Below are 15,125 nucleotides of genomic sequence, written 5' to 3'. Positions count from 1 at the left end.
CTTTGCTTAGTTTTTATCGCAACCCAGCGCCTTGATTTGCTGACTCAGGTCGGGTGCACCTTTTCCCTGGCCTTCAGCTGGCGCACGCTTACTGATTTCTTTGAGCTGACTGCACAACTGTTTTTGTGCCGCTTGCTGAGCAGCAGGGCTGACAGGTGCAGGCGGAGCCGCTGGTGCAGCGGGCGCAGTTGGCGCAACGGGTGCGCCAGGTGCAGCAGGAGATGCCGGAGACGCCGGAGTGGCCGGTAGCGGCATATGCCGCAGCTTTTCCTGCAAACAGTCTTTTTCTATCGCGTTGCGCACATCGCTGGAATTGCCACGTTGCGCATAAATATCGCTGATCAGCTTACGCCGGTCCTCGGTTTTTGCTTCGGCCAGCAAGGCATCCTGGGTGGCTCCGCCTTCGCGCATCCAGATAATTTTCTTGGCCTCTTCACCGCGCCGTGTACATTCGCCATCTAGTATTGCACGCGGAATTCCGTTGTTTCCATTGCCAGGTAAGGTGCCGATGATCTGGGATTTCTGACCCGGGTCACAGGGTTTATCCTGATAGCTGCTACCACAGCGGTAAAGATTCTGCGCCGTCAGCAGCGGCGTAAAGAGACTCAGCAGCAGCGCGGCTAAACAATGACGGGATGACACTGACATACACGACTCCTTGCTCAGGTGAGCCCCAATGATGCTGAAAATTTGAATACAGGAGAGGGCATGGTGATCACACTACCCCTCTCCAAGTGTAGACTGGCGTTGATGGCGCTCAACCCTTGGATTTAGCTTCTATGTTTTCCCACTTTTCCAGTGCTTCCAGCAATTGCTCATCAATTTCTGCAAAACGCGCATTCAACTGGTTGGCTTGATCCGGTCCATTTTTGTACAGGTCAGCGTCGCTAAGTTTTGCGGTAATGGCGGCCTGTTCCTGCTCCAGTTGCGCGATCAGTTTAGGCAATTCTTCCAGCTCACGCTGTTCTTTGTAGCTGAGTTTTTTGCCTTTGGCTGCGGTTGCTGCACTGTTTGCACTGGCTGCCGTGTTCCCGGTATTGGCTTTGTTATCCGCTTTGCTTTCCTGTTTCGCTGGCTTGCTGCTGACGGTATCGCGATAACGTTCCCAGTCGGTATAGCCACCGATAAATTCACGCCACTGGCCTTCGCCTTCAGACACGATGACCTGCGTGACCACATTGTCGAGGAAGGTGCGGTCATGGCTGACCAGGAAGACGGTGCCGTTATAGTCTTCCAATAATTCTTCCAGCAATTCCAGCGTATCGATATCCAGATCATTGGTCGGTTCATCCAGCACCAACACATTGGCTGGTTTCGCGAACAGGCGCGCCAGCAATAAGCGGTTACGCTCACCACCGGACAGTGATTTCACCGGCGAACGTGCGCGTTCCGGTGCGAACAGGAAGTCACCCAGATATGACATCACATGCTTGCGCTGACCATTCACTTCAACCCAGTCACTGCCCGGCGAAATGGTATCGGCCAGACTGGTGTCTTCATTCAGTTGCGCACGCATCTGGTCAAAATAAGCGACCTGCAGTTTGCTGCCCTGTTTGATCATACCGCTGTCAGGCTGATCTTCACCGAGTATCAGTTTCAGCAAGGTGGTTTTACCGGCACCGTTCTGGCCGATCAGGCCGACTTTGTCACCGCGCAGGATGATGCTGGAGAAGTCTTTGACGATCACTTTGTCGCCAAAGGATTTGCCTACATTTTCCAATTCCGCCACGATTTTGCCTGAGCGTTCACCGGTCGTGATATCGAGTTTGACCTGACCTTGCTGGTCGCGTCTGGCGCTGCGCTGCAGACGCAGATCTTCCAGCCGGCGTACCCGTCCTTCATCGCGGCAGCGGCGCGCTTTCACGCCTTTGCGTATCCAGATTTCCTCTTGTGCCAGCAGCTTATCGAACTTGGCATTTTCAGTTTCTTCGATTTCCAGCTGTTCTTCTTTACGCGTCTGGTAAGTGCTGAAATTGCCCGGGAAAGAAGTCAGCTTGCCGCGATCCAGTTCCACGATACGGGTCGCCACGTTATCCAGGAAAGAGCGGTCGTGCGTGATAAATAACACGCTGCCTTTGAAGTCTTTGAGCAGGCCTTCCAGCCATTTGATCGATGAGAAATCCAGATGGTTAGTCGGTTCATCCAGCAGCAGCACGTCTGGTGCACCGACCAGGGCGCAGGCCAGCGCCACCCGTTTTTTCATCCCGCCGGACAAGGTGCCCATGATGGAATCACGGCGCAGATTCAGTTTATCCAGGGTTGTTTCGACTTTGTTGTTCAGGCTCCAGGCATCGGCCGCATCCAGTATCACCTGTATGTCATGCATGCGCTCCATCAGCGCATCGTCATTGTCACCGCCAAACTGACCGGTCAGGCTTTCATATTCCTGCAACAGCGCAGGCAACTCACCCAGACCGGAAGCGACTGCATCAAACACGCTGATCTCAGCAGAGAATTGCGGCTCCTGTTCCACATAAGCGATTTTCAGACCTTGCTGCATCACCAGCAAACCGTCATCTATCTTGGACGTGCGTGCGATAATTTTGAGCAGGGAAGACTTGCCCGTGCCATTGCGGCCGATCAGACCGACACGTTCGCCGGTTTCCAGGGAAAACTCTGCATGATCGAGCAAAGCTACGTGACCGAATGCCAGTTGGGCATCGCTTAATGAAATAACAGCCATAAATTCCTGAGGGAAGTGCGCAGCCCGTGGTGCCGCACAGCATTGAAAAACCCGTATTGTACGCGAGACCGCCGCAGCTTCCACCATCTGCGCCGCATCCTGTATGCAAGCGTGAATTGATTGTTGCTGTCCAGTCAGGTAAGATGACGGGCTTGCTGAAGCGCCGTCACGGCGTTTCACACCGTGTCTCGCCGTAGTTCAATGGATAGAACGTATGCCTCCTAAGCGTAAGATACAGGTTCGATTCCTGTCGGCGGGACCAGTCCCTACATCTTAATATCTGGCAATTTTCCTCAAACCCATATCTAACATAGGTTTCAGGCGTTCCTGGCAGGTTTCTAAAAGTCTGAAATACCCTCATGTAAGCTCGTTTTTGCTTCGATTCGAACTTGAATTACGCACGATTTACGCATTGCTTCTATGTCGTTGAAAAATCTGATGGCAGCAACTCAGGTAGTGCAGAGAAGGCGCATTCTTCACGATTGAAAATTTGACCTGGTTAGCCTAAAAGTCTCATAATGAGACTATATTCAGACCATAATTGGACTTATTGTCAATTGTTCACCAGGAGTGATCATGAAGCTTTCCGAACAAATCAGACCTATTTCATTCTTGAAGGCAAACGCAGCAGAGATTGCCAGGGACTTCAGCGAGAACCACAGCGATCCTTTAATTATCACCCAGAACGGGGAAGCGAAGATGGTGGTCATGGACATCGACAGCTACCAGAAGCAACAAGAAACCATGGCGTTGCTGAAAATCCTCGCACTGGGCAACAAACAAATTGAAGAAGGTAAGTTCCAAGATGCCGATTCTTTCTTTGCTGAGATGGACAAGGAAAATCAGCAATGAGCTACAAAGTCCAGGTCCTAGCTTATGCCAAGGACGACTATCGTGAAATACGCGGCTATGTGAAGAGAAAATTTGGCGATCAGGTCTGGATGACTGTCGAATCAGACTTCAAGAAAATGCTCAAACAGATAGCCGAGATGCCACTTGCTGGCTCTGTCCCTGAGGAGATTGAAGCGATTGGACTTGTTCATTATCGTCAACGACTCGTAGGAAAAACAAGAATCATCTACCAGATAAAAGAAGAGGAAATTTTCGTCCATATGTTTGTCGATACGAACAGAGATTTCCCCAGTGTGCTCTACGATAGGCTAATGAGCAGATAAATGCTCAAATTATTCGAAATACCAATCGGGTAACATAAAATTATTGATACCGTACACACACCGTGTTTTAACATTCTAATAGTTTGTTAGCCGTACTTTTTACGAAGTCGAATGCTTTGACCGCACAGGCGTTTTTGCCCGACTTGCGATGCACGCATCAGTACGGGTTTCCGTCAAATTTGCGCGCAAAATGCGGCACATATTGCGACAGCCAGAAGCAGTGTGGGCTGAGCAGCTTTTCACTGCGCCCACACCACCACGACCAATCAGGAATTAAGCAAACACATCCGGATAAGCCGGATCGGCTTCAGGCCAGGCGGTCAGCACTTCGCAGCCGCTTTCTGTGACGACGACCATATGTTCCCATTGCGCGGACCATGAGCCGTCGCGGGTTTCTACGGTCCAGCCATCGGCCAGCTGGAGGGTCGCGGCTTTACCGGCATTGATCATGGGTTCTATGGTGAAGATCATACCCGGCTGCAGCAGCAGAATAGCCACGATAGCACTGTGCTTTGTAATATCGACATAGGCAGTACATTTTTCTTACACTACGCAGATATTTGTCTGTACAGATGAAGGTGCTTTGCTCTATAAAGTCCTGTGCTTCATGCAGGAGGCTTCCCTTATGTGGGGTATGAACACGTGGACGCACAAGCTGGCGGAAGTAGAATTCTCATTGTCGGATTACTTTTATAGAGTGGAATAACAAATGATGAAACTCAAATCCCTTGAGCATTCCCCACAAGTTTATGCCCGACTTTGGGGGGGCTTATATCTGCTGGTAATCGTGTTTGGTGGTTTTGCTGAGGGTTTTGTCACCGACAAACTCGTCGTCGCCGGAAATGTTGCGGCGTCGGCGCAGAATATTCTCGCTTCACCAGGCTTATGGAGTCTGGGTGTCGCCGCAAATTTATTCGTGGTTGTTTTTGCAGTTCCGCAATTGTGGATAGAATATTTGTTTCTTAGCAAGGTCAATAAACCGCTGATGCAGCTTTCTTTGCTGCTGGGTGTTGTGTCGCTGGCTGTCGAGGCTGTCAGCAAAGTCTTCCTGCTACTGATCTTACCAATATTGAATAATCCAGATTACCTGACTGTCTTTGATGTGCATCAGGTACAGGTCTTGGCGAATATTGCGCTGAAGTCGCACAACGTCGCATTCAATATTGCGTTGATCTTCTTTGGTTTGGCTTGTCTGGTGAATGGTTATCTGATCTTTAAGTCAGGGTACTTACCTAAACTTATAGGTCTCTTGTTACAGCTTGCCGGTATCTGTTATTTGATCGCGTGTTTTGCAGCGCTTTTTACGCCAGCGTTCTCAAACCTGCTCACACCATCCATCCTTATCCCCCCGCTGATCGGTGAGTCGACCCTGTGTCTATGGTTATTGGTGAAGGGTGTCAAATCAGAGCATGTGGTATTCAGGACCACAAAGGACGGGGGCAATTAGCACGATAACTTAGTATCTCTAACGGTTCATCGGCATCGACATGGCAACATCAGCTGTTTAGCGGCTGGAAGTGCTAATTCATCGCTGCAGCCAGAAGCAGTGTGGGCTGAGCAGTTTTTCACTGCGCCCACACCACCACGACCAATCAGGAATTAAGCAAACACATCCGGATAAGCCGGATCGGCTTCAGGCCAGGCGGTCAGCACTTCGCAGCCGCTTTCTGTGACGACGACCATATGTTCCCATTGCGCGGACCATGAGCCGTCGCGGGTTTCTACGGTCCAGCCATCGGCCAGCTGGCGGGTCGCGGCTTTACCGGCATTGATCATGGGTTCTATGGTGAAGATCATACCCGGCTGCAGCACGATACCTTCACCGCGACGGCCATAGTGGCGCACTTCCGGTTCATCATGGTAAATCTTGCCTATGCCATGACCACAGTAATCCCTGACCACGCTGTAGCCAGCTTTTTCTGCGACTTGTTGTATCGCGTAGCCCACATCGCCCAGCGTATTGCCCGGACGAACCTGACGGATACCGGCACACAGCGAGTCATAGGTGGTACGCACCAGTCGTTGCGCTTCGGCGCTGACTGCGCCGACCAGATACATACGGCTGGTATCGCCGTACCAGCCATCTTTGATCACCGCGACGTCAATGTTGAGGATGTCGCCCTCATTCAGTACCAGGCCGGATGGGATGCCGTGGCAAATCACCTGATTCACAGAGGCGCAAATAGTCTTAGGAAAACCGTGGTAGCCAATATTGGCGGGTATCGCTTTTTGTACATGGACGATGTAGTCGTGGCAGATCTGATCCAGCTGTTCAGTGCTGACACCAGCTTTAACATGCGGTGTGATCATATGCAGCACGTCGGCTGCCAGTTTTGCTGCAATCCGCGATTTTTCTATGTTAGCTGCGTTGTGATAGGGGATTTTACTTCTGTGCTTCATCATGATTCTCAGTAGTGTCAGTATGTCGTAGCCCGTTTGACGGTGGTGCTGCAACACGCTGCTGTTGGTGTATTTAATGCTTAGTGTTTGCGCTCAATTCAGATAGCGATCCAGCTGTGTTCGACCAGCAGGCTGTCACCGGCATAAATCCGGCCGCAGTAACTGGCACCCTGGCGTACCGGGCCCACGCCCTCCGGCGTGCCGGTCATGAGGATGTCGCCATCATTGAGGCTCATAAAACTTTGTATCGATGCCAGCAATTGCGCCGGTTTGAACAGCATCAGCGGCGTGCCGCCTTGTTGCGCCAACTGACCGTCTATCCATAATTCCAGTCTTAATTCTTCGGGATTGCCATCAAAGTGCACGAAGCGGCTGAACACGGCCGAGCCATCAAAGGCCTTGGCGCGTTCCCAAGGCAAGCCCTGTTTTTTCAGGCTGGTTTGTACTGCACGGCGGGTCAGATCGAGGCCGAAACCGACGGCGTCCAGCTTGCCATTCTTGAGCAAAAAGCTGATTTCGCCTTCGTAATGGATGTCTTCGCCATCAGCACGCAATTGTTCTGACAGCGCAGAATTTGGCTTGAGGAAAATCACCGGTTCAGCCGGTACCTCATTGCCGAGTTCGGCGATATGGGCGACATAATTTCTGCCAGCGCAGACGATTTTAGACGGCACGATGGTCTGGTCTTCGCGTGTCACGGTATGCATGCTTACTCCTGAATTGTCTGCGGCAAAGGCGACAGTTTAACTGATGCAGAGAATTTTCTCAGAAAGCGGGGCAGACTACAGCCACATCCGGCGCAGACAAAATCTGTTTGTGGGCAGCATCGCTTTGATGCATGATGTCATTTGAACAGCTGCCTGATTCGCAACTGGTGATGTGGCGTGCCTGCGGTCTAAGGGCGGGGATGCGGCAATTGACTGAATGAAGCAAAATGCAGCAAAAATTCATCTAACTGAGGAGCAGGCGATGTGGCGTAATCTGGCAGTGGGTTTGGGATGGATGGCGATGAGCGGTATCGCCTTGGCGGCGGATGCCGATAAAATTTATATCAATGCGCAAATCGTCACCATGAATGACGCGCAGCCTGCGGCACAGGCCCTCGCGATCAAGGATGGCTTAGTGATTGCGGTGGGTGATCAGCAAAGCGTGCTGGCGCACAAGTCGGCGACGACGAAGGTGATCGACTTGAAAGGCAAGACGCTGTTGCCTGGTTTTGTGGATGCGCATGGTCATGTGTCGATGACCGGTTTGCAAGCGGTGTCGGCTAACTTGTTACCAGCGCCGGATGGCAAAGGGAACAGCATCGCAGCCCTGCAGCAGATACTCAAAGAGTATGCGGCGACTCCGCTGGCGCGCAGCAAGGGCATCATCATCGGCTTTGGTTATGACGATGCGCAGTTGAAAGAGCGGCGTGCGCCGACCCGGCAGGAACTCGATGCGGTCTCGCGCGATAAGCCGGTGCTGGTGATTCATCAGTCGGGTCATTTGGGTGCACTCAATAGCAAGGCGCTGCAAATGGTCGGTCTGAACGCTGATTCCAAAGACCCGGAAGGCGGTCAGATTCAGCGTGAAGCCGATGGCAGAACGCCCAATGGCGTGTTGGAAGAAACCGCCTGGTTTGCATCTGGTATGAAGCTGATCCAGCCATCACCTGCGGACTACGCGGCGATGCTGCTCGCGGGCCAGCAATTGTATGCGCGCTTTGGCTTCACCACTGGTCAGGATGGGCGCTCTGACGAAAATTCGAACAAGACCTGGGCTGGGCTGGCGCAGGGGAATAAGATGTTGATCGACGTGGTGTCTTATCCTGATCTGGCGATGCCCTTTACTGATGAATTGATGCGCTCGGCCTGGAATCAGCGCGCCTATCGCGGTCATTTTCGGGTCGGTGGTGTGAAGCTGAGTCTGGATGGTTCGCCGCAAGGTAAGACCGCGTTTCTGAGTCATCCCTACCATGTGCCACCCAAAGGCAAGCCGGCTGACTATCGTGGTTATCCGACTTTCCGTGATGATGAAGCCGAGCGCCTGATCGATAAGGCCTATGCCAATAACTGGCAATTGCTGGTACATGCCAATGGCGATGCAGCGGCTGATCAGATGCTGAGCGGCGTGGGCAAGGCGGTGGCGAAGTATGGTTTGCTGGATCGCCGCAATGTGATGATCCATGCACAAACCGTGCGCGAGGAACAGCTTGATGCGATGCAAAGGCTGGGTATCGTGCCTTCGTTTTTTGGCATGCATGCGTATTACTGGGGCGACTGGCATCGCGATGAAACGCTGGGCCCACAACGTGCAGACCGGATTTCACCTGCCATGTCGGCGCTGCACCGTGGCATGACATTCACTCAGCATCATGATGCACCGGTGGCTTTTCCGGATGCGATTGCAATTCTGGATGCGGTGGTCAACCGTCGTACCCGCAGCCGCGACATCCTGGGCCCGGATCAGCGTTTGCCGATTGCAGTAGCACTCAAGAGCATCACGCTGTGGGCTGCCTGGCAGCATTTTGAAGACGGCAGCAAGGGCTCGATAGAACCTGGCAAACTGGCCGATCTGGTGGTCTTATCCGCCAATCCGATGACGATAGATCCTGAGCACTTGCGCAGCATCCAAGTTTTGGAAACCATCAAGGAAGGCAATACGATTTATCAGGCTAAAGCGCCTGCTTCAGTGAAATCGGTGAAATCGGTGAAATCCGCTAAAGCCGCGAAAGACGCGGCCAAATAAGTTGGAGCCAATATAAAAAAATCTGCCCCGGTCGCACCTGGGGCAGATTTTTTTTACTTCTATGCCAAGATCAAAATAAGCAAGACCCAATACCGCTGCGCCTGTTGGCGGAAAAATGGCTGGATAGCCTTATTTGATGCGGACTTTGTATTTGACTGAATGTAGCTGTTTTAGCGTTGTGAGAACGCCAGCTTGGCTGCCAGACCGGCAAACACCAGCGCCGCGCTGCGGTTGAGCCAACGCTGGGCACTGGCTGAGCGACGCAAACGCTGGCCAGCACTGGCGGCAAACCAGGCGATGCTGCCAAACGCGAGCAGGGTGGCCAGGATGAAGATGCCGCCGAGCTGGAAAAACTGCGGTGCAATCGCACCCCGTTCAGCCGACACAAATTGCGGCAAAAAAGCCAGGAAAAACAGCACGACTTTAGGATTGGTCAGATTCATGACTATCCCGCGCAGATACAGCTGGCGGCCAGACAAGGCCGGTGGGCGCTGTTCATCGGTTGTGCTGACCGGTGCGTGGTAAGCGCCATAAGCCAGATACAGTAAATAGGCAGCACCGATCAGCTTCATGACGGTAAAGGCCATGGCGGACGCGGCAAATACGGCAGCCAGCCCCATCGCAATCGCGGTGGTGTGTACCACCAGGCCAGTACACAGGCCCAGCACGACCAGCATACCGGCGCGCCGTCCTTGCATGACCGACTGCATGAGGACAAACACATTATCCGGACCGGGACTGAGCCCGAGTAAAATCGAGATGCCTAAAAAACTGACGGCGGTTTCCAAACTCAGCATGGGCTGCCTTTCTGTGATCTGACCGGGGTAACACCGCCCCGGCTGCGGTCCTGGCCAGACACAGACGTGTTCATCGCATTATTGCCAGTGCTGCGATTATAAAGCGGTACGCAGCGCAAACAGCTCGGGGAATAGCACAACATCCAGCATTTTGCGCAAATAGCTGACGCCAGCAGTGCCGCCAGTACCGGTTTTGAAGCCGATGATGCGTTCGACTGTCGTCACATGGCGGAAGCGCCAGATGCGGAATGCGGTCTCCATATCCACTAGTTTCTCGGCCAGTTCATACAGGCTCCAGTGTTGTTCCGGTGCCTGATATACCTGCAGCCAGGCCGCTTTCACCGATTCATTCATGCTCACTGGCTGGGTCCAGTCGCGCTCCAGACGGTCCACATCTATCGTCAAACCCTGACGTGCCATCAGGCATATCGCTTCATCGTAAATCGATGGCGTGCGCAGTGCATCATCCAGTGTCGCATGCACTTCGGGTTTGCTTTCATGAACCGCCATCAGGGTCGCGTTCTTATTGCCGAGCAGGTATTCGAGTTCGCGGTACTGATGCGACTGGAAACCGGAAGAGGCGCCGAGGTAAGGGCGGATTGCGGTGTATTCACTCGGTGTCATGGTCGCCAGGACATCCCAGGCATGCACCAGCTGGTCCATGATACGCGCGACCCGCGACAGCATTTTAAACGCTGGTGGCAAATCATTGTCGCGGATCTGACGGCGCACCGCGTGTAATTCATGCAGCATCAGTTTGATCCAGAGTTCGCTGGTCTGATGCTGAATGATGAATAGCATTTCATTGTGATTGGGCGACAGCGGATGCTGTGCACTCAGTACCTGATCCAGACCCAGGTAATCGCCATAACTCATGGATGAAGAGAAATCGAGTTGGGCACCATGCCAGGCCATCGGGCATTTACCAGCGGATTCGTTGTGAGAACTCATGCTATTTTTTTCCTTAATTTGAGTCGGCATCGTGGCGGCACGGCTGAAGTGCGGCTGCTCACGATGCGGATTTGAACGAGAGGTTTGGGCGAACTCAGGTTACTGCATTTTTTTGTAAATTGCTGTCGTAATCGCGTTGATCGAGGATGTCGCGCAAGGTTTCCACGGCATCCCAGACATCAGCAAAGCCCACATATAAAGGCGTGAAGCCAAAGCGCATGATACCGGGTTCACGGTAGTCACCAACTACGCCACGTTCAATCAAGGCCTGTATCACGGCATAGGCATGCGGATGTTCAAAGCTGGCCTGGCTGCCACGCTGCGCATGTGCGCGTGGTGTCACCAGTTTCAATGGATGGGATGCGCAGCGGCTTTCTGTCAATGCGATAAACAGATCGGTCAATGCCAGTGATTTAGTGCGCAAAGCTTGCATCGAGGTTTTGCCAAATACGTCCAGACCGCAGCCCACCAGGGCCAGCGAAATCATAGGCTGGGTGCCACACAGCGCGCGCCGTATGCCGGGTGTCGGGCTGAAATGCGGGTCCATCGCAAATGGGCTCGCATGTCCCCACCAGCCAGACAGCGGATGATGAAACTGCGCATGATGCTTGTGCGGCACCCAGATAAAGGCGGGTGCACCGGGACCGCCATTCAGATATTTATAGGTGCAGCCTACAGCGAAGTCAGCGTTCGCCTCTTGCAGCTGCACTGGTACCGCACCGGCCGAGTGTGCCAGATCCCACAGTGCCAGTGCACCGTGCTGATGGACGAGTGCCGTCACTGCCTTCATATCGTGCAGATAGCCAGTGCGGTAGTTCACATGCGTGAGCATCACCAGTGCCGTTTTTTCATTGATCACACTGGCTAATTCTTCCGGATGATCGATCAGTACAATTTGATAGCCGCGATCCAGCCAGCGCGTGATGCCCTCTGCCATGTAGATATCGGTAGGGAAGTTGCTGCGCTCGGTAATGATGGTTTTGCGTTCTGTGTGTGCGGCCTGCATGTGCAGGGCGGCGGCAATCGCTTTGAACAGATTGGCTGAAGTCGTATCGGTCACCACGACTTCACCTTTGTCTGCACCGATCAACGGTGCCAGCTGATCACCCAATGTGGAGGGTAAATCGAACCAGCCTGCTTTATTCCAGCTGGTGATCAGGTCTTGCCCCCATTCCTGTTCGATGACCTGGCGTGCACGTTCCAGCGAGGCTTTGGGGCGCGCACCGAGTGAATTGCCGTCCAGATAAATCATGCCCTCCGGCAGTAAAAAATCCTCGCGCAATGCGGCCAGTGCATCGCTGGCATCCATGCGCTCGCAATCGGCGCGGGTCAGTACGGTGTTCACTGTAGTGCTCATGCTGTCTCCTGTTGCTATCAATGGTTCAGTGGTGGATGATGAAAAATAGGGATGAATGATGCCTGGCCTTCAGCGCCGCAAAATCGCACGCACCGGGCTGGCGTCCAGCCCGTGCAGCTTGAGCGGCAGACAAATCAGTTCGTAGTCGCCGGCTTCTACCTGGTCGAGCACGATACCTTCCAGGATGGCCATCTGATGTGTCTTGATACAGTGATGTGCATCGAGCGTCTTGGAGTCCTGAGGATCGAGCGAAGGGCTGTCTATGCCGATCAGCTTAACGCCGTGTTGCGCGAGTAAACTAATCGTGCTTGCCGCAACGCTGGGGAAGTTGCTGTCCCAGCTGCTTTGCGGGGCCTGGGTATAGCAGCGAAACAGCACGCGCGCCGGGATGGCGTTCAGATACGGCAGTACGTGTTCAGGCATTACCTGGGCCGCACCTTGGCAATCAATCACACGACATGCACCAAGATAAGTGTGTAACGCCACCTCATCGATTGCTGCACCGTCGATATCGTAATGTGAAGGGGCATCGCAATGCGCGCCTGTATGGGTAGACAGCGTGATTTTACTGACCTTGACCGGGCAGCCATCGGCGATTTGCCAGGTGGTGTCAGCCTGATAGGCGGTATCGCCAGGCCATACCGGAATGCCGGTTTTGATGGCGGGACTGATGTCCCAGATCTGGCTGTTATGCGTTGCGGTGGACATAAAAACTCCTGCAATTGAATAGCAGTAATTTTATGCCGGATTACGTGACAATTTCTTGCAAATTGCATGGTGTAATTCAGATGTAGTCGAATATACTGCCAGATATAAACAATATTTGAAATTTTCCGCTAAATTTATTTGCTGTGATGCAGCAAATACAGTTTGACCTGAACCCGGATGAAGGCGAATACATGCAACTGGATGCGACCGACCTGAAAATTTTGCAGCAATTACAAACCGACGGACGTATCAGTAATCAGGATTTGGCAGATAAGGTGTTTTTATCCCCATCCTCGTGCTTGCGCAGAGTGAGGGCACTGGAAGAGGCAGGCATTATTCACCACTATTGTGCGGTGATTGATGCCACCAAAGTTGGGATCGAGGTAGAGGCATTTGTACAGGTGACGATGCGTCGTGATGTGGAAGACTGGCACGAAAATTTCTCTAGGGCACTGCAGCAATGGCCGGAAGTCGTGGCGACTTATATTATCACTGGCGATGCGAATTACCTGCTGAAAGTGCGCGCCAGGAATTTAAAACATTACTCTGGCTTTGTGCTGGAACGTTTATATAAAACCGCAGGTGTGCTTGATATACGTTCCAATATCGTATTGCAGACTTTAAAGGATACACATCAGATCGCAGTAGAACTGATGCAGGATCAATACTGACAGCAGCATGTTGCGATTCGGTGGTATCAAATTTGCTTAGTTATCTGCGTACTTAGGTACTTTACTTCGGTACTGTACTTAGGTACTTAGTTGATGTGTTAGCGATTGCTGATCGCAAACGGAAACCTGTTGGTGCTGTTCCTGTTCAATAGCTGTAATTAGAGATTGCGATTCAATTATGCCTCTGACTCATGTTAAATCCCGCGCCGCCGCACTCCCCGATGCCTGGCAAAGTACCGTGCTGGGTAAAGCAGCGGGTGCCAGCCTGAAAGTCTTGCGTATGGATGCTACGGGCTATCCTGAGCAAATGCATGATTTTGATCAGGGCTTGTTTGTGCTTGATGGACAGTTGAATCTGGAATTGGATGGGAAGGTGATTTCGGTCAGGGCGGGGGAATTATTCATTGTCCCCGCCAGTAAAACCCATGCTGTTGCGAGAGGCAGCTTCGGTACGCTAATGATGATCGATAACGCTAACTGAGTGCGCTCACGTATGGCAGCGATTGTTCAGTAATCATTCACTTCACTTTAATCAAAGCACTCAGTAACGCAGCGGCCGGGCCTTGATTGGCCCAGGTCTGGGTCAGATCCAGATCACCGTTGGTGCTGACCAGTATCAGGATATTACCGCTCGCAATATCGACCAGATTCAATATTCTTATCCCCGCTATCCAGCCCTGACGTTCAACGATCACCGTAGGTTTTGCCGCATCGGCGCCGCCAAACGGATAGACCCAGACGCCCAGCGCGCCACCGGTGGCATTGGGTTTTAGCATCTCGCTGCGGGCGGCCGCAGACATCAGTTTGCCTTGTATGAAGGTGCGATTCATCGCCAGCAAGTCCTGCAGCGTGCCATAGCTGGAACCCGCTGCGCCATAACTGGCGAAATTGACTTCCGGTTCCGGCTGTCCATTCAAGATGCCGTGCACGTGGCTGCGGTTATCTGGCATCGCTGCGTTATACAGCCCGGATTGCTTCATACCTGCAACCTGGAAGATTCTTTTTTTGAGCAGTTGCGCAAAACTCTGCTTATTCAGCCGTTCCAGCAGCGCACCCAACACCATGTAGTCACAGTTGTTGTAATCAAAGTTGCTGCCCGGACTGGCCTTGAGTGGCTGAGCGCACACGCCAGTCGCAAATTCCTGCATATTGTCGCCACGTGCGGCCGACGCCATATGGAAGTCGGGGATCGCATTTTCATTGTAAAGGCCGGAATAATGCGTGAGCAGCTGACGCAGCGTGATTGCTCGTGCATCCGCATTCGGATAATCCGGCCAGTAACTGCCTAAACTCGCATCCAGCCTGAGTTTGCCTGCATCTACCTCCTGCATCACCAGTATTGCCGTCATTTGCTTGGTGATAGAAGCGAAGCGGAAAGTCTGATTCAGCTCACCAAACTGCCCCAGGCTTTTTTGCAGCAAGACCTGATCGCCACGCGCGGCTAATACGGCGCCCTGAAAACCTGACTGTGCCAGCGCATTCGCTGCTTTTTCCAGACCGCTGTTGTCGATAGCGCTGGCTGGCAGACAGAAGCTGGTGCTGAGCAACAGGGCAGTCAGAAGACCCGGCAACTGCAGGGCGCGGCGGTAGCGTGAAAAGACAGACATAAATGGACTCCGGAAGAACACTGCGGAAAAGAGCGCTGGGGCTCGG

Annotated in this window: 15 protein-coding genes, 1 tRNA gene and 1 pseudogene; 7 read left to right on the top strand and 10 right to left on the bottom strand. The window is 52.8% G+C overall.

Annotation, left to right across the window (positions count from 1 at the left end):
- Window positions 1-6: 6 nt before the first annotated feature.
- Entirely contained in the window at window positions 7-648 is a 642-nt protein-coding gene (locus H8K47_RS13900; RefSeq protein WP_186882009.1) for a hypothetical protein, read from the bottom strand.
- A 109-nt stretch (window positions 649-757) separates the two neighbouring features.
- On the bottom strand, window positions 758-2,683 hold the full coding sequence (locus H8K47_RS13895; protein ID WP_186882069.1) for an ATP-binding cassette domain-containing protein: 1,926 nt from the start codon (window positions 2,681-2,683) through the stop codon (window positions 758-760).
- Between the two features lie 187 nt (window positions 2,684-2,870).
- On the opposite strand from H8K47_RS13895, the gene H8K47_RS13890 reads away from it, so the two are divergent.
- The 3 genes from H8K47_RS13890 to H8K47_RS13880 all read left to right on the top strand — a co-directional run bounded on the left by H8K47_RS13890 (window position 2,871) and on the right by H8K47_RS13880 (window position 3,858).
- Window positions 2,871-2,945, top strand: a tRNA-Arg gene (locus H8K47_RS13890).
- Window positions 2,946-3,259: 314 nt separating this feature from the next.
- Window positions 3,260-3,535 carry a type II toxin-antitoxin system Phd/YefM family antitoxin gene (locus H8K47_RS13885; RefSeq protein ID WP_186882008.1) on the top strand — a complete coding sequence of 92 codons (276 nt, stop codon included), beginning with the start codon at window positions 3,260-3,262 and terminating at the stop codon, window positions 3,533-3,535.
- A complete protein-coding gene (locus tag H8K47_RS13880) occupies window positions 3,532-3,858 on the top strand; it encodes a type II toxin-antitoxin system RelE/ParE family toxin (protein WP_186882007.1) in 327 nt (108 codons plus the stop codon). Before H8K47_RS13885 ends, H8K47_RS13880 begins: the two co-directional genes overlap by 4 nt.
- A 273-nt stretch (window positions 3,859-4,131) precedes the next feature.
- Here H8K47_RS13880 and H8K47_RS13875 read toward each other — a convergent pair.
- Window positions 4,132-4,347, bottom strand: a pseudogene (locus tag H8K47_RS13875) (M24 family metallopeptidase); the annotation flags it as partial.
- A gap of 220 nt (window positions 4,348-4,567) precedes the next feature.
- On the opposite strand from H8K47_RS13875, the gene H8K47_RS13870 reads away from it, so the two are divergent.
- The gene (locus H8K47_RS13870) at window positions 4,568-5,305 is read left to right on the top strand and encodes a DUF4386 domain-containing protein (RefSeq protein ID WP_230410214.1); all 738 of its coding nucleotides are present in this window, start codon (window positions 4,568-4,570) and stop codon (window positions 5,303-5,305) included.
- A 152-nt stretch (window positions 5,306-5,457) separates the two neighbouring features.
- Here the strand turns inward: H8K47_RS13870 and map are convergent, their stop codons facing one another.
- Both map and H8K47_RS13860 read right to left on the bottom strand, forming a co-directional pair.
- On the bottom strand, window positions 5,458-6,258 hold the full coding sequence (gene map / locus H8K47_RS13865; RefSeq protein WP_186882067.1) for a type I methionyl aminopeptidase: 801 nt from the start codon (window positions 6,256-6,258) through the stop codon (window positions 5,458-5,460).
- A gap of 98 nt (window positions 6,259-6,356) precedes the next feature.
- A complete protein-coding gene (locus tag H8K47_RS13860) occupies window positions 6,357-6,965 on the bottom strand; it encodes a fumarylacetoacetate hydrolase family protein (RefSeq protein WP_186882006.1) in 609 nt (202 codons plus the stop codon).
- A 217-nt stretch (window positions 6,966-7,182) separates the two neighbouring features.
- On the opposite strand from H8K47_RS13860, the gene H8K47_RS13855 reads away from it, so the two are divergent.
- Window positions 7,183-8,988: an amidohydrolase gene (locus tag H8K47_RS13855; RefSeq protein ID WP_186882005.1), complete on the top strand. Its 1,806-nt coding sequence runs from the start codon at window positions 7,183-7,185 to the stop codon at window positions 8,986-8,988.
- Window positions 8,989-9,158: 170 nt separating this feature from the next.
- Here the strand turns inward: H8K47_RS13855 and H8K47_RS13850 are convergent, their stop codons facing one another.
- The 4 genes from H8K47_RS13850 to kynB all read right to left on the bottom strand — a co-directional run bounded on the left by H8K47_RS13850 (window position 9,159) and on the right by kynB (window position 12,801).
- On the bottom strand, window positions 9,159-9,785 hold the full coding sequence (locus H8K47_RS13850) for a LysE family translocator (RefSeq protein ID WP_186882004.1): 627 nt from the start codon (window positions 9,783-9,785) through the stop codon (window positions 9,159-9,161).
- Window positions 9,786-9,881: 96 nt separating this feature from the next.
- Complete coding sequence (gene kynA, locus H8K47_RS13845; RefSeq protein ID WP_186882003.1) at window positions 9,882-10,736, bottom strand: tryptophan 2,3-dioxygenase; 855 nt, start codon at window positions 10,734-10,736, stop codon at window positions 9,882-9,884.
- Between the two features lie 94 nt (window positions 10,737-10,830).
- A complete protein-coding gene (gene kynU / locus H8K47_RS13840) occupies window positions 10,831-12,093 on the bottom strand; it encodes a kynureninase (RefSeq protein WP_186882002.1) in 1,263 nt (420 codons plus the stop codon).
- A 69-nt stretch (window positions 12,094-12,162) separates the two neighbouring features.
- The gene (gene kynB, locus H8K47_RS13835; RefSeq protein ID WP_186882001.1) at window positions 12,163-12,801 is read right to left on the bottom strand and encodes an arylformamidase; all 639 of its coding nucleotides are present in this window, start codon (window positions 12,799-12,801) and stop codon (window positions 12,163-12,165) included.
- Window positions 12,802-12,992: 191 nt separating this feature from the next.
- On the opposite strand from kynB, the gene H8K47_RS13830 reads away from it, so the two are divergent.
- Both H8K47_RS13830 and H8K47_RS13825 read left to right on the top strand, forming a co-directional pair.
- A complete protein-coding gene (locus H8K47_RS13830; protein WP_186882066.1) occupies window positions 12,993-13,472 on the top strand; it encodes an Lrp/AsnC family transcriptional regulator in 480 nt (159 codons plus the stop codon).
- Window positions 13,473-13,650: 178 nt separating this feature from the next.
- Window positions 13,651-13,953: a cupin domain-containing protein gene (locus tag H8K47_RS13825; protein ID WP_186882000.1), complete on the top strand. Its 303-nt coding sequence runs from the start codon at window positions 13,651-13,653 to the stop codon at window positions 13,951-13,953.
- A gap of 37 nt (window positions 13,954-13,990) precedes the next feature.
- Here H8K47_RS13825 and H8K47_RS13820 read toward each other — a convergent pair whose 3' ends face one another.
- Complete coding sequence (locus tag H8K47_RS13820; RefSeq protein WP_186881999.1) at window positions 13,991-15,079, bottom strand: serine hydrolase domain-containing protein; 1,089 nt, start codon at window positions 15,077-15,079, stop codon at window positions 13,991-13,993.
- Window positions 15,080-15,125: the final 46 nt, after the last annotated feature.

It is taken from the genome of Cognatundibacterium rugosum, from assembly GCF_014284365.1.
GTDB classification, from domain to species: Bacteria; Pseudomonadota; Gammaproteobacteria; order Burkholderiales; family Burkholderiaceae_D; genus Undibacterium; species Undibacterium rugosum.
Note: the sequence above shows the minus strand (reverse complement) of the source record. Positions and strands in the feature narration are given on the sequence as shown.